This is a genomic window from Planktothrix sp. FACHB-1365 (assembly GCF_014697575.1).
GTDB lineage: Bacteria > Cyanobacteriota > Cyanobacteriia > Cyanobacteriales > Microcoleaceae > Planktothrix.
In genome coordinates this window covers 26,330-40,906 of the sequence record NZ_JACJSC010000007.1, presented here as the reverse complement: position 1 = coordinate 40,906, position 14,577 = coordinate 26,330, and the positions used below count along the sequence as shown (strand labels likewise).

Here is a 14,577-nt window from a genome sequence, read left to right as displayed (position 1 = left end):
AATGATATATCTTAAGTCATATAATATCTTTTATCTTTTTTCACGAAACCCTCCCTATTGAAATCAGAGACAATCAATAACCAAAAGATTTATAGTCTATAGGAACTCTAAATCCGATTTGAAGTTAAGTAACAGCCATGAAAAAAATTCTAGTCATTGAAGACGATGTTCTGCTCCGTCGGAGTTTACTAAAAATTCTCCATGCGGAAGGATTTCAACTCCTCGAAGCCGATAATGGACAAGTGGGTTTACAACTTCTACACAGCCAACAACCTGATTTAGTTTTATGTGATTTAATCATGCCTGAAATGGATGGCTATGGCGTGCTAGAATACTTACGCAGTAACCCGGACACCCTTTCCATTCCCTTCATTTGTTTAACCGGCCAACATGAACGCAGCAATTTACGACGGGTGATGGAATTGGGGGCTGATGACTATCTCACCAAACCTTATAGTAAATCCGAACTATTAGCCGCCATTCAAGCGCAGTTTAATAAGCAGGAACGAGTTAATCTCCCCCTGTCATTATCTGAGTCTCAAGGGTTAATTCAATTAACCGCGAATCGGGAAGATGAATCTCAGATTAATTTAACGGCTCAGTTAAGTTTACAAAGTAAATTCAAACAAATTATTAAACAAATTGACTCACCCGATTTGTCAGTTCCGGTATTTATTTTAAGTTTAGATCGCCTAGAACGGTTTCAAGATTATTTAGGAGCAGATTATGGAGATATTCTAGTTCAGGCGGTGATTAATCGGATTCATGAAGAACTCAAAAGAGCCGGATTTGTTGTTAAATTTAAAGAGGAAAAAATCGCCTTAATTTTACCGCCCATTTCCCACTCTGAAGAAATCGAAGAAATTGCTTTAAAACTTTTAAACTGTTTATCAAAACCCATCAAAATTTCCGACTATAAATTATTATTAGGATGCTGTTTAGGGGTTTCTTTATATCCCCAACATGATGATAATTTTGATAACTTACTGATTAAAGCCAATATTGCCTTGCGTCAAGCTCAACAGCAGGGAACTCATTCTTATTTTCTATATACTAATGAAATTTGGACAAAAATTCAAGATCGGTTTCGCTTAGAAATTGATCTCCATCATGCGTTAGACAACGAAGAATTTATTATTCATTATCAACCTCAACTCGACTTGAAAACCGGAAAAATTATTGGGGCTGAAGCTTTATTTAGGTGGCAACATCCGCAACGAGGGCTTGTTCCGCCACTGGAATGTTTAAGTATTGCTGAAGAAAATGATTTAATTGTGGAAATTGATGAATGGATGATTCGTCAAGTTTGTCAACAAGTGAAACAATGGCAAAATCAAGGATTTGAACTCTCTGTTGCTGTCAATGTTTCGGGGGTTAAATTTCATCAGCGCAACTTAGGACGGTATGTGATGCAAGTCTTAAAACAAACGGGTTTAGATCCCAAATATTTAGAATTGGAATTAACTGAAAGTGTTTTAGTTAAAAATCCTGAACGTTCCGTTGCCATTCTCCATGAACTGAAGAATTTAGGAATCGGACTTTCTTTAGATGATTTTGGAACAGGATATTCCTCTTTAAGTTATTTACAAAAATTCCCGTTTGACACCCTGAAATTAGATCGCTGTTTTGTCCAAGATGTGAACCGCCATATTAAAAATGCAGCAATTGTGAAAGCAACAATTGTCATGGCTCATAGTTTAAATATGAGAGTGGTTGCTGAAGGGGTAGAAACGGAAGCCGAACAACAATTTCTCCGAGATCATGAATGTGATTGTTTACAAGGATATTGGTTTAGTCGCCCGGTAGAACCTCGGATTTTTGAGCAACTTGTCAAGGCTAATGTCGCAGAAATCCCGACTAAACCTTTATCTCCTTTGGAATGTTAACTCATCAAGTTCAGGTTTACAATTTAACCGTTAATTCTTCTCGAATTTGACTAATTAAATCCTTCAGTCCGCCTGTATTTAAACGATAACTTAATGGATGAGCAATTAAGTAAGCTGTACTTTCAAATAAAACCTCTATTTCTGTTAATCCATTTTGTTGTAAAGTTTTACCTGTAGAAACTAAATCAACAATTGCTTCAGACATTCCTGTGATGGGCCCTAATTCAACGGAACCATATAGCGGTATAATTTCAACTGGTAAATCTAAACTCTCAAAATACTCGCTGGCACAGTGGACAAATTTAGACGCAACCCGACTATGGGGTGGCAATTCTACTGGACGCTGATAGGGACTTGATTGTTTAACAGCCACCGACATCCGGCATTTGCCAAATTTGAGATCAACCAGAGAAGCGACTTGAGGCTTTTTCTCCCGCAGGACATCATAACCCACAATCCCTAACTGTGCTTGGCCATATTCCACATAAACAGGGACATCTTGTGCCCGCACTAACAAACCTTTAGCGGTTTGGGTGGAATCATGAATTTGAAGTTGTCGATTGCTCGGATCTAAAAAACCACTAAAATCAAGTCCAACGGCTTGCAGAAGCCGGATACTGTCTATTAATAAAGCGCCTTTAGGCAGTGCTACGGTGATCATAAAGATGAGAAATGAGGGATTTAGGATTTATAGACACAGTGACACAGCAGCGAATCGCTATCTGATGAAACTGCAATAATTACCCCAACTTTTATTTACCAGATTATGGGACAGTTAACTCTGGTGATCGGCAATAAAAATTATTCGTCTTGGTCGTTGCGTCCTTGGTTACTTTTAAAACAAGTAGGACTTGATTTTGCTGAAATTATGATTGATTTGGATACTCCCAACACCCACAAAGAAATCAGGCGCTATTCTCCATCGGGGAAAGTTCCGGTACTATTAGATGGAGATTTAACGGTGTGGGAATCCTTAGCGATTTGTGAATATATTGCTGAAAATTTTATTCGAGATTTATGGCCGCAAGACCGAGAAGCTAGGGCTTTTGCTCGTTCTGTGAGTCATGAAATGCACGCCGGATTTATTAATTTACGGCAACAAATGCCGATGAATTGTCGCACTCGTTACCCCAGAGAAGGAATGAAACCTGGGGTACAAGCGGATATTGATCGAATTACCGCAATTTGGCGAGAATGTCGTCAACAGTATGGGTCTGGTGGTGAATTTTTATTCGGAAAATTTACCATTGCTGATGCCATATTTGCCCCCGTTGTTTCTCGATTTATTACCTATGATGTCAAGTTAGGATTCATTGAACAGGACTATGTTAAAACCATTTGGTCGCTTCCTGCTATGCAGCAATGGATTGATGCGGCTTGTTTAGAACCTGAAATGATGTATTTTTAACAGTTATCAGTTATCAGTTATCAGTTATCAGTTAATGGTTGAGTTTTATCTGTTAGCTTTGTTAGTTTTTAATAAAGCTCTTCCCCATTCGTAATTCGTAATTCGTAATTCGTAATTCGTAATTCGTAATTCCCTGTTCCCTGTTCCCTGTTCCCTGTTCCCTGTTCCCTGTTCCCTGTTCCCTGTTCCCTATGACTGATGCGAATTTTATTAGTTGATGATGAAGTTGAATTAACGGAACCTTTGAGTCGGGTGTTAAGCCGCGAAGGATATACGGTTGATATTGCAATAGATGGGCATTTGGGTTGTGAGTTGGCTCGTCAAAAGCCGTATGATTTGTTAATTTTAGATTGGATGTTACCCCAAAAATCCGGGTTAGAAATTTGTCAAGAATTGCGATCGCAATCAAATCGAACCCCGATTTTATTTTTAACTGCAAAAGATACCCTCGATGATCGAGTTCAAGGGTTAGATGCTGGGGCGGATGACTATTTAATGAAACCCTTTGAACTGCGAGAATTATTAGCGAGAGTTCGGGCTTTATTACGTCGCTATCCAGCTACTGAATCCCCCGTTACAAATTCTAACCGTTTGCAAGTAGCAGATTTAGAATTAGACCCCGAAAATCAACTCGCCTATCGGGGAGGACGCATCATTGATTTATCGGAAAAAGAAAGCCAACTGTTAGCTTATTTGATGCGTTATCCAGGACAGTTATTAACCCATCATCAAATCCATCAACATCTCTGGGGAGAAGGTGAACAACCCAGCAGTAATGTTTTAGCAGCGCAAATTCGTTTATTAAGACGAAAAATTGAAATTACGGGAGAAACACCTTTAATTCATACCGTTTATGGTAAAGGATATCGTTTTGGAGAATAAATTTATCCTCCTGATTTGAGTCCTAAAACCTCATCTAAATTGGCAAATGTTCCCCCATAAGTAATCGTCGGGGTATCATAACCTTTAAGATGAACGGTATGTTGTTTAAAACTTTGTTGAGGACAAGCTTGCGCCAGATATTGATAAGTCGTTTCTCCTAAAGCAATATCACTGCCAATTTCTTTCGTCGCCGACTCCAAACGAAACGCCGCATTAACGGTATCTCCCAAGGCTGTATAGTCCGCACTTCCGCCACTTCCGGTATTTCCCACCATTGCATATCCGGTATTAATTCCAGCCCCCACTCGTAACGGAAAAGGCAGGGGATAAAGATGACTTAATTCTAGTGTAATTTTGTGTAATTCACTTAATGCTTTCGCAATTTTTAGGATTTCTTGGGGCGTTACCCCTTGGGTTCCATGAAACCAAACCGCCATAATGGCATCCCCAATATATTTATCAACCCAACTTCCATTAGCTCGAATAATTTGTCCGGCGTGACGAAACCAACGGCCAATCACTTCTGATAAAATTCGTTCATCTAATTGTCGAGTTAATACGGTAAAATCTCGAATATCCATGACCATCACCGATATTAAGCGACGCACGGTTAATGTAGCGGTAAAATCCTCAGATTCTGGTTCCGAAGGGTCAGTTTCCTGGGTGACATCAGGACAATAAAATTCTAACTCCGTTTGTCCAAAAACAATATGATCACCATTATGAAGCGTGACGGGAATACTAACCCGACGACCATTGACAAAGGAACCATTTCGGCTTCCTAAATCAATTAAAAAAAACTCGCCATTTTCCATGCGTTGCAACATCGCATGATTTCGAGAAATCCATCGGTCTTTAATGACAAAGGTATTGTCTTCGCTGCGACCCAATGTCCAGTAATTTTTACCCATCAGTGGTAAATAGTGATTACCACCTTCGGTATGTAAGACTAAGTGGGGAGTGGGTTCTAAGGTCACAATCAGTGGGTAAGGGGCATTGGGGGATTAAAGTTATGACTTTTGAGAAGCTAACACGGTTAAAAAGCCACGCCTATGATCATAAACATTTTTTTCTCAGCACCCTCTTTTAAGTTCTGTTTAAGCCAGACAAGCCACAATCAAAAATAAACTATCTACTAAAATTGTACTCAATACGGCTCCCCCAAATGCCCACCAATGTAGTTCTTTAGATTGTAACGGAAAAACCCCAACCCCAAATAAAAATAAGGCAAATCCCACAGCCCAACTAATTCCCCAAGGGGTACTGACGATTTGGAGTGCATTTTGAAAAATAGGTAAGGCTAAGGCGGGTTCAACGTGCATCAGTTGTCGCCAACTCGGAATTAATCCGGTGATATAAAAATATCCATCTGTCACTGCTGTTCCAAATAAAGAACCCAGATAAAACCAGTTCCCCACTTTACCCCAGCCTCGATATAAACACCAAACCGCAAAGGGAACCCCTAAAGCTTCTACAGGTAAATGTAACAAGGGTTCCCACCGTAGCCACCCCCAATAAATCGCCCCTGTTAGCCAACTCCAGCTAAATCCTAATAATAAGTCTCCCCAAACCCAAGTAACGGGGTTCCTCAGCCATCTGCAACTGATTCCGAGCCATCCCAAGGTCAGAATTAAGGTGAGTTCCGGCCATTGTCGCACCAGGGGGGCTTGGAAAAAGACAGGAACGGAGATGAGAAACACCGATGCTGCAAATACGAGCCAAGTCTGAGATTGTCTAACTTTGGCCAGAACCGTTTGCATCAATCGAGAGGTGGACTGAATCGGTTGAGTGGTAGTCAAAATAAAACCTACTAGAATGTTGAGCAAGATCTTTAAGATTTATGAAGTAAATTATCATATTAATATATCACAACCTTTATCCCCCCCTAGGGGATTTAATCTTGACTTTAGCATAGAAATCGGGGGTAGTGTGGGAGATGCTGATCCCGTCCCCCTGTCTCCTTGTCAAAAAATGTTACATATTATTGCGTTGATTCCTGAAAGTTGAGATGGAGTTGCCTTAATCCCCTAATCTGTAGGATAGCCAACCATGTTGCTCTAAAGCTCTGAGCGATCCTGGTTAAAATAACCGAAAATTTGGGTTTCACACTCCGTCCTTCTAGGATGGCTTCGTATTAAGATTTAGAGGGTCACAGACCCACCCGACTTTGAAAACAGCATCGACTGTGGACTTAAGGAGTACGGGGAAGCCAAAAGTTAAGGGTCTAAAATCCCAACTTGAGGCAGAACTAAGAACCCAAGATTGTTTTAGGGGGTCGCCGGAGGGCATTCGGAGACTTAAAACGGACGTGGAGAGAGGGTAAGACCTATTTTTTAGGCAATTCTTGATCCGTCAACCCACCGAGAGGCTTTGCCTGGTAGGAATCTACTTGCCGTTAGGCAGTGGAGGATGTCAACACAAGATAACAAACGACGTTGAGTTCGAGATTAAGGAGATATTAAGGTGGCGCTTCCTTTATTAAGCTATGGCCCGACCAGCCGCAATGTTCGCGTTGCTGGCTTTGAAGTAGCCGGTGATGAACAACCCAGAATCTTTACGGCTGAAAATATGCCTGCTGGTACTGAGTGGAATGACATCATTTGGGCTGCTTATCGCCAAATTTACAGCGAACATCAAATGCTCAAAAGCAATCGTCAAACCTGCTTAGAGTCTCAGCTTAAGTTTGGTCAAATTAATGTGCGGGATTTCATTCGGGGTTTAGCAACTTCCGATCCCTTTTTAAGTCGCAACTACCAAACCAATAGCAACTACCGTTTTGTTGAAATGTGTGTTCAACGCATTTTAGGACGGGATGTTTATAGCGAACGTGAAAAGATCGCATGGTCGATTGTGGTTGTTAACAAAGGCCCTAAAGGCTTTATTGATGCGTTACTCGATAGCGATGAATACCTGGATAACTTCGGGTATGATACGGTTCCTTACCAACGCCGTCGGGTTCTGCTTCAGCGCAATGAAGGGGAAGTTCCTTTTAATCTCAGAACACCTCGCTATAACGAGTACCACCGTAACCAGCTAGGTTTCCCTCAAATCGTTTGGCAAAACGAAGTTCGTCGCTTTATTCCTCAAGAAAAACAAGCCAAAGCTGGCGATCCTCGGAATTTCCTGGGTTTAGCATCGGCTGTTACTCCGACCATCAATCCCGCAACTCGTGTTGCGTTGGGTGATATCAATATTGAAACGATGGTTCCCAAAAAACGCTAATATTGGCGATCGCAAAGGCAGCTAATTTTCAACACAAACGTTATTAAAATAGCGTTTAAAACCGATTTGCAGTTCTAGGGGTGGTGGATTCGGATAAAGATTGGTGACAACACCCATCAATCAATAGCCGAATCATCCGCCCCTACCTGTTTAGGATCAAATCAACTCTACATAAACGAACGCACAACACCGTTTAACGTTAAGTTTAAAGGTGTTCCTAGTGCTTGGAATTTCCACTGTCCGTTTTGTTGCGATAGTTCTCCGAGTAACATAGAAATTTGCCCGGAGTAAGCCGTTTCACCAGAAAGACTATAACGCGCAATTTCTTTCCCGGTCGCATCTATTGACCGAACAAAAGCATTATTAACCATTCCAAAATGTTGTTGGCGGTCTTCTGCATGGTAAATATTCACGCCTAAAATAATCCGTTGATAAGCTGCTGGAAGGGTTTTAAGTTCAATAATAATTCGTTCATCATCTCCTGAACCTTGTCCGGTGAGGTTATCTCCCGAATGAATCACGGTATTATTTTTTGTGGCTAAATGCCCAAAATAAATTACATCTTCTTGTTTATTTTTTAGTTTTCCTTGAGCATCTAATAACAAGGCAAATCCATCTAAATCAAAATCTGCATTTCCTCCTAATAATCCTGCAAATAACCCTTTTTTTGCCACATCCCATCCTAATCCCATCACAACTCTTGATAAATCATATTCGTTTTTATCGAGAATGATGCTTTGACCTTTTTTTAAATTAATAGCCATGATTAAAGTCCTAATAAATTAAACGTATTTATCTACAAAACTCTGTAATCCAGAATTGTAACCTTGTCCGACGGCTTGAAATCGCCATTCGCCATTTTTGAGATATAATCTCCCAAATTCAACAGCCGTTTCCCGTGAGAAATCTTCTTCTAAATCATATTTTGTGACTTCGGTTTGAGTGTCATCATCGTAAATTCTAATATAGGAATTTCTCACCTGTCCGAAGTTTTGTCGCCGTTGATCTGCATCGTGGATAGTAACAACAAAAATTAATTCTTGAATAGAAGGATTGATTTTTGTTAACTCTATAACGATGGTTTCATCATCCCCGCTTCCTTCCCCAGTGCGACTATCTCCTAAATGTTTTACAGATTGATCAGGAGAAATTAAGTTATTATAAAATACGAAATATTCATCCACAGGTATTTTACCATCTTCTGCTAACATAAAAACAGAAGCATCTAAATCAAAAGCTGCCCCTGTATCACTAGCATTCACATCCCATCCTAAACCAATGGATGCTCGTTTTAAGCCAGGGGCTTCTTTTGATAAACTAATCCTTTCCCCTTTTCTAATATTAATCGACATGATTAATCAACTCCTAAAATTGTAAATTCTATTAGTATTATCGGCTGACGGTTAACCCTTAATCATCAACCGTCAACCGCCAAACCTCTTAGGTATATTGTTGAACAAAACCTTCTAAACCAGAATTATAACCTTGTCCAACAGCCTGAAATCGCCATTCACCATCTTTTCGATAAAGGCGACCCATTTCAATTGAAGTTTCTCTGGAAAAATCCTCTTCTAAGTCATAGCGAGTGATTTCGGTATCCGTTTCATTGTTATAAATTCGGATATAAGAATTACGAACTTGTCCAAAATTTTGTCGTCTTGCTTCTGCTTCATAAATAGTGGCAACAAAGACAATTTCTTGTATATTGGGATCAACCGTATTTAACTCAACTAGAATGGTTTCATCATCACCACCACCTTCTCCCGTGCGATCATCTCCCAAGGATTCTACAGAACCATCAGGAGATTTTAAGTTATTGTAAAATACGAAATATTGTTCATTGGGAATTTTGCCATTACTTCCGAGCATAAAAACCGACACATCCAAATCAAAAGCGGCTCCCGTATCAGAAGCATTAATATCCCATCCTAATCCAAGTCCGGCTTTTTTTAAACCCGGTGCTTCTTTAGAAAGACTAATGCGTTCCCCTTTAGTTAAATTAATTGTCATGGCTTTAAATCCATTTTCCTCAAATAAAATTACTACTACTCTACACTCAATGAGGAAGCTATTCCGCAGAATGAACAAGACGTTTTTGATACTCAGCTTCTGTGATCAGATCCTGGGTACTTTCTACCCGATCTAAAAATACAATACCATCGAGATGATCGAGTTCATGTTGAAAAATTCGAGCGACAAAATCCGTGAATTCCTGATAACAGAGTTTCCCCTCCCGACTGGTATATTCTACTTCAATGGATTGATAACGAGGAACTAACCCTCGAATACCCGGAACACTTAAACAGCCTTCCCAACCTTTAACGGTTTCGTGAGAATGGTTGAGAATTTTAGGATTAATAATCGCAGTAGGTTCCATCACGGGTGCGTTAGGATAACGCAATGTAGGGCGAGAAGCCATAATAAATAAGCGATCGCTCATTCCCACTTGAGGTGCGGCAATTCCCACCCCATTAGCTTGAGAAGCCGTGACAATTAAATTATCAATTAAAGTTTGAATTTGCTCCTCCCAAATATTTTCAATGGGATGAGCATAACCCCGCAAAACAGGGTTCCCTAATTCAGAAATCGCTAAAATTTCACTCATTTGATTAAAAGTTAACTGTTACCAACTCTTAACTAATTTATCAACTGATAACTGATAACTGATAACTGATAACTGATTACCCTTGAATTTGTTTAGGCATATTCCCTGTTTTCACTTCTAAAGTTAGCGGTTGTCCTTTACGGTTTAACTCTACTTTCATCGGTGTTCCTACATTTTGATTTTGGACTAATTCTTGAACTGCATCCGATTTGGTAATAGGTTTATCATCAATTTTTACAATAATATCCCCCGGTTTTAATCCAGCTTTCATTGCCGGAGAACCCGGAATTACATTAACAATTAAAACGCCATTGTCTTGAGTAAGTTGAAACTCTAAATCGGGAGTTTCTCTTAATTCTTGACGCAATTCGGGGCTGAGTGTTACCATTTCAATGCCTAAATAGGCGTGTTCAGCAGTTCCCGTTGTCGCTAATTGTTGGGCAATTTGTTGAGCTTTATTAATGGGAATGGCAAATCCTAACCCTTGAGCGCCACTAATAATAGCGGTATTCATTCCGATCACCTCACCTCTACCATTGAGGAGTGGCCCCCCAGAATTTCCAGGGTTAATAGCCGCATCGGTTTGAATAAAGCCAATGCGTTTATCAGGAACCCCGACATCACTACTAGAGCGTCCTGTAGCACTAATAATTCCCACCGTAACCGAGTTATCTAATCCTAACGGATTGCCAATGGCGATCGCCCATTCTCCAGGGGATAAAGTCTCAGAATTGCCAATTTTCACACTAGGCAAATTATCCGCATCAATTTTAATCACAGCAACATCAGTGACTGAATCTGATCCTAGGACTTTTCCATCGAACCGACGACCATCTTTTAAAACCACTTGTACCCGCTCAGTTCCCTCAACAACGTGAGAGTTGGTCATAATGATGCCATTAGCAGACAGAATAAACCCTGAACCCGTCCCTTGCTCAACGGGGCCATTAGAACGGCGTTGAGGGGGTTGAGCCCCAAAAAATTCCTCTGGAAAGCCATCCCCAAACTGATCAAATCCTCGACGAGCCACTTGACGAGAGGCATTAATCCGAACCACGGCTGGCCCAACTTCGTTAACAGCATTGACAATAAAGTTAGAGTCTACAGGCTTTAACGCAGCTGCTAAATTCGCTTTTTGACCTAACCAAGCAGTCGGGTTGGGGGGAGAGCTTGCGTTATTATTGGCATTAGCAGAAGCAGAAGGGGAAACTTGAGCCAGAGGTTGAGGGGTTGACGATGGAACAATTGAAGCGTTGCGGGCGGCTAACCAGCGATCACCGAGTAAAGCAACCCCGCCTCCGATCAGTAATAAGAAAACAGTACGGAGGGGGTTTTGGCGATTTTCTTTGTCAGATGTACTCTTCATCAACAGATTTTAAGAGGTTTATAATATCAGTAGTTTTGAACTATTTCCTAGAGTTCAGGGTTTTTCTAAGCCTCCCATTGATTAATGTTGACTCTAATTAGATATTCCTTTATTATTATCGCTTTTATTTTCCAGGGTTTGCAGAAGTTGAAAAATTTTAAATTTCCGTTGCTTCTGTCTCAGGGATCTTATAGAAACTGTTATCCTGTAGTTTGAACTCGTGGGTCTAGCTATGGAACTCCCCATCGATCATCTCTGGGATCAAGTTCTTGAACGTCTCCAGGTACAATTGGGACGTCCAACCTTTGATACCTGGATTAAAACCGCTTGGGCACAACAACTAGACAACAATTGTTTAATCATTCGCACGCCAAACCCGTTTTCTTGTAATTGGCTCCAGAAGTATTACCGAGAGTTGATCGCTGATACAGTCCAGGACATTTTGGGTTATCCGGTAGAAATTTATATTACAACCCAAATTAACGAATCTGCCTCGGATTCTAGCGGATCTCATTTTGTTTGGCCATCTCCCGTCGCTCCCCTGGGAATGGAAAACCCTCACGATTTACCCCCCAAACCGATTAATTTAAACCCCAAATATGTGTTTTCTCGATTTGTGGTCGGGGCGAATAGTCGTTTGGCTCATGCGGCTTCTTTAGCGGTGGCGGAGTCTCCGGGTCGGGAGTTTAACCCTTTGTTTTTGTGTGGGGGTGTAGGGTTGGGAAAAACTCATTTAATGCAAGCCATTGGTCATTATCGTTTAGAAATTGCGCCTTATTCTAAAGTGTTTTATGTTTCAACGGAAAAGTTTACCAATGATTTAATTACGGCCATTCGTCGAGATAGTATGCAGAGTTTTCGAGAACATTATCGGGAAGCGGATGTTTTATTAGTAGATGATATTCAATTTATTGAGGGGAAAGAATATACCCAAGAGGAATTTTTTCATACCTTTAATACCCTGCATGAAGCGGGAAAACAGGTGGTATTAGCTTCTGATCGTCCTCCTCATCAAATTCCGCGATTACAGGAGCGTTTATGTTCTCGATTTTCGATGGGATTAGTGGCGGATATTCAACCGCCTGATTTAGAAACGCGGATGGCAATTTTACAGAAAAAAGCGGAATATGAAAATGTGCATTTACCCCGTGAAGTGATTGAATATATTGCGTCTAATTATCGGTCTAATATTCGGGAATTAGAAGGCGCTTTAATTCGTGCGATCGCCTATTTATCGATTTCGGGTTTAGCCATGACCGTAGACAATATTGCCCCAGTTTTAACCTCACGGGAAAAATTAGAGGAATCTTCCCCGGAAGCGGTGATGCAAATTGTCGCAGAAATTTATAAGGTTTCTATTGAAGATTTAAAAGGCAATTCTCGACGGCGAGAAATTAGTTTAGCCCGTCAAGTGGCGATGTATTTGATGCGACAACACACGGGTTTAAGCTTACCTAAAATAGGAGAATTATTTGGGGGAAAAGATCACACCACTGTCATGTATAGTTGTGAAAAAATTTCCCAGTTACGCCACCAAGATCCTGATTTAGCCCAAACCTTAAGACAACTCAGCGATCAAATTAACTTTACCAGTCGTTCTCATTAGAATTATAGGGGATAGGGAATAGGGAACAGGGAACAGGAGAAGAAAGAATAGAAACCCGACATCTTGAGGGTGGGTTGTGGAAAACGTTGTGGATAACGCCGAAAACAGATAAGATCCTTATGATATCAGGGAATTCCCCGGTTAAAGTCTTGCAGTTTTTCACAAGTTTTCCACAGGTTTTCCACAGGTCATCCCCTGAAAACCCTTGCATATCCCCTGCAATTTTCGACTCTCCAGGGGGATGAGCTAGGGAAATTCTGCTTATTTTATTGGGATCAAATCGAAGTTGGGTAAGGTATAATCAAAGGTTTGGTTCTCTCGTCAACATCAGAAACCGTTGGCGAGAGTTCCTCTGGGAACACTGATGAGTCTTAGGGTCATTATGAAATTTATTGTTGAGCAGGACAAATTAAGTTCTAATTTATCTTGGGTTTCTAGGGCAATTCCTTCTCGTCCTAATCATCCCATTTTATCTAATATTTTAATTGATGTAGATGAAGAAAATCAACGAGTCAATTTAACAGCATTTGATTTAAGTTTAGGCATTCGAGCCAGTATGCAGGCGACCGTTGAGGAGGGCGGAACTTTAACCGTCCCGGCTAAATTATTTAATGATATTGTTTCCCGTTTACCAGGGGGAGAAATCACCCTAGATGATGAAATGGGAGAGGCAATTGTAACATTAACTTCTAGTTCAGGACGCTATCAAGTTCGAGGAATGGCGGCGGAAGAATATCCAGAATTACCGTCTATTCAAACCGGAGATTCAATTCATTTAGCAGCAGAATCTTTAATTTCTGGATTAAAAGGAACGTTATTTGCCACCAGTCCTGATGAAACGAAACAAGTTTTAACGGGGGTACATTTAAAGGTAGAAAATAATACGATAGAATTTGCCTCAACGGATGGTCATCGGTTAGCTGTTGTACAAACAGAAAATTTAAGTGAAACTGATCCCGATGAAGAATTAGAAGAATTTGAAGTGACTGTTCCTGCACGAGCTTTAAGGGAAGTGGAACGGATGGTGGCGATGCGAAGTGTAGAGACGAGCCATGGCGCGTCTAAAAACGATTCTCCGGTGGTAATTACCTTACGTTTTGATGAAAGTCAAGTTATTTTTGAATTAGGAGAACAACGGTTAAATACTCGTAAATTAGAAGGCGCGTATCCAGCTTATCAAACTTTAATTCCCAAGCAGTTTTTGAATCAAATTAATTTAGATCGACGGGGTTTTGTGGGAGCTTTAGAACGAATTGCAGTTTTAGCGTCCCAAAAAAATGATATTGTTAAATGTACCGTTGATCATGTTAATCAACAAATTGCTTTATCTGTAGAAGCCGCCGATGTGGGGAATGCGTTAGAATCTCTCCCGGCTCAAATTTCAGGAGATGAACCAAAGGAATTAGCGTTTAATGTTAAATACTTATTAGAGGGTTTAAAAGTATTTAATGCTTCGGAAGTTTCTCTCCAGTTAAATGCGGCAACTAGCCCTGTTATTGTTAATCCGTTGGGTGGGATTAAAATGACCTATTTAGTCATGCCTGTACAATTAAGGAATTAATCCCCAGAAACCCGGTTTCTCCCAGAAACCGGGTTTCTGTA

General features: G+C 40.5%; 14 protein-coding genes. 6 read left to right on the top strand and 8 right to left on the bottom strand.

The annotated features are described in order from the left end of the window. Nucleotides 1-137: 137 nt before the first annotated feature. Entirely contained in the window at nucleotides 138-1,886 is a 1,749-nt protein-coding gene (locus tag H6G57_RS11015) for an EAL domain-containing response regulator (RefSeq protein ID WP_190518527.1), read from the top strand. Nucleotides 1,887-1,902: 16 nt separating this feature from the next. Here H6G57_RS11015 and hisG read toward each other — a convergent pair whose 3' ends face one another. After that, nucleotides 1,903-2,547, bottom strand: a complete 645-nt coding sequence (gene hisG / locus H6G57_RS11010) for an ATP phosphoribosyltransferase (RefSeq protein ID WP_190518526.1) — start codon at nucleotides 2,545-2,547, stop codon at nucleotides 1,903-1,905. A 105-nt stretch (nucleotides 2,548-2,652) separates the two neighbouring features. Here hisG and H6G57_RS11005 point away from each other — a divergent pair, with 105 nt between their 5' ends. Beyond that, nucleotides 2,653-3,294: a glutathione S-transferase family protein gene (locus tag H6G57_RS11005; protein WP_190518524.1), complete on the top strand. Its 642-nt coding sequence runs from the start codon at nucleotides 2,653-2,655 to the stop codon at nucleotides 3,292-3,294. Nucleotides 3,295-3,492: 198 nt separating this feature from the next. After that, entirely contained in the window at nucleotides 3,493-4,176 is a 684-nt protein-coding gene (gene rppA, locus H6G57_RS11000; RefSeq protein WP_190518523.1) for a two-component system response regulator RppA, read from the top strand. 2 nt (nucleotides 4,177-4,178) lie between these two features. Here rppA and H6G57_RS10995 read toward each other — a convergent pair whose 3' ends face one another. Further along, nucleotides 4,179-5,156, bottom strand: a complete 978-nt coding sequence (locus tag H6G57_RS10995; RefSeq protein ID WP_309235858.1) for an adenylate/guanylate cyclase domain-containing protein — start codon at nucleotides 5,154-5,156, stop codon at nucleotides 4,179-4,181. A 117-nt stretch (nucleotides 5,157-5,273) separates the two neighbouring features. After that, on the bottom strand, nucleotides 5,274-6,005 hold the full coding sequence (locus H6G57_RS10990) for a DUF3120 domain-containing protein (protein WP_309235857.1): 732 nt from the start codon (nucleotides 6,003-6,005) through the stop codon (nucleotides 5,274-5,276). Between the two features lie 634 nt (nucleotides 6,006-6,639). Here H6G57_RS10990 and H6G57_RS10985 point away from each other — a divergent pair. Continuing rightward, nucleotides 6,640-7,398 carry a phycobilisome rod-core linker polypeptide gene (locus tag H6G57_RS10985; RefSeq protein ID WP_190518521.1) on the top strand — a complete coding sequence of 253 codons (759 nt, stop codon included), beginning with the start codon at nucleotides 6,640-6,642 and terminating at the stop codon, nucleotides 7,396-7,398. A 167-nt stretch (nucleotides 7,399-7,565) separates the two neighbouring features. Here the strand turns inward: H6G57_RS10985 and H6G57_RS10980 are convergent, their stop codons facing one another. From H6G57_RS10980 to H6G57_RS10960, 5 genes are all read right to left on the bottom strand, one after another. Next, nucleotides 7,566-8,162: a TerD family protein gene (locus H6G57_RS10980; protein ID WP_190518519.1), complete on the bottom strand. Its 597-nt coding sequence runs from the start codon at nucleotides 8,160-8,162 to the stop codon at nucleotides 7,566-7,568. An 18-nt stretch (nucleotides 8,163-8,180) separates the two neighbouring features. Further along, nucleotides 8,181-8,750, bottom strand: a complete 570-nt coding sequence (locus H6G57_RS10975) for a TerD family protein (protein ID WP_190518518.1) — start codon at nucleotides 8,748-8,750, stop codon at nucleotides 8,181-8,183. A gap of 88 nt (nucleotides 8,751-8,838) precedes the next feature. Further along, nucleotides 8,839-9,408 carry a TerD family protein gene (locus H6G57_RS10970; RefSeq protein ID WP_190518516.1) on the bottom strand — a complete coding sequence of 190 codons (570 nt, stop codon included), beginning with the start codon at nucleotides 9,406-9,408 and terminating at the stop codon, nucleotides 8,839-8,841. Nucleotides 9,409-9,466: 58 nt separating this feature from the next. Beyond that, nucleotides 9,467-10,003, bottom strand: coding sequence for a peptide deformylase (gene def, locus H6G57_RS10965; protein WP_190518514.1), 537 nt, complete (start codon nucleotides 10,001-10,003; stop codon nucleotides 9,467-9,469). Nucleotides 10,004-10,079: 76 nt separating this feature from the next. Further along, nucleotides 10,080-11,369: an HhoA/HhoB/HtrA family serine endopeptidase gene (locus tag H6G57_RS10960; protein WP_190518513.1), complete on the bottom strand. Its 1,290-nt coding sequence runs from the start codon at nucleotides 11,367-11,369 to the stop codon at nucleotides 10,080-10,082. A 232-nt stretch (nucleotides 11,370-11,601) separates the two neighbouring features. Between H6G57_RS10960 and dnaA the strand changes: the two genes are divergently transcribed. Both dnaA and dnaN read left to right on the top strand, forming a co-directional pair. Beyond that, complete coding sequence (gene dnaA, locus H6G57_RS10955; protein WP_190518511.1) at nucleotides 11,602-12,975, top strand: chromosomal replication initiator protein DnaA; 1,374 nt, start codon at nucleotides 11,602-11,604, stop codon at nucleotides 12,973-12,975. 382 nt (nucleotides 12,976-13,357) lie between these two features. Then, a complete protein-coding gene (gene dnaN, locus H6G57_RS10950; RefSeq protein ID WP_190518510.1) occupies nucleotides 13,358-14,536 on the top strand; it encodes a DNA polymerase III subunit beta in 1,179 nt (392 codons plus the stop codon). The last annotated feature ends 41 nt before the right edge of the window (nucleotides 14,537-14,577 follow it).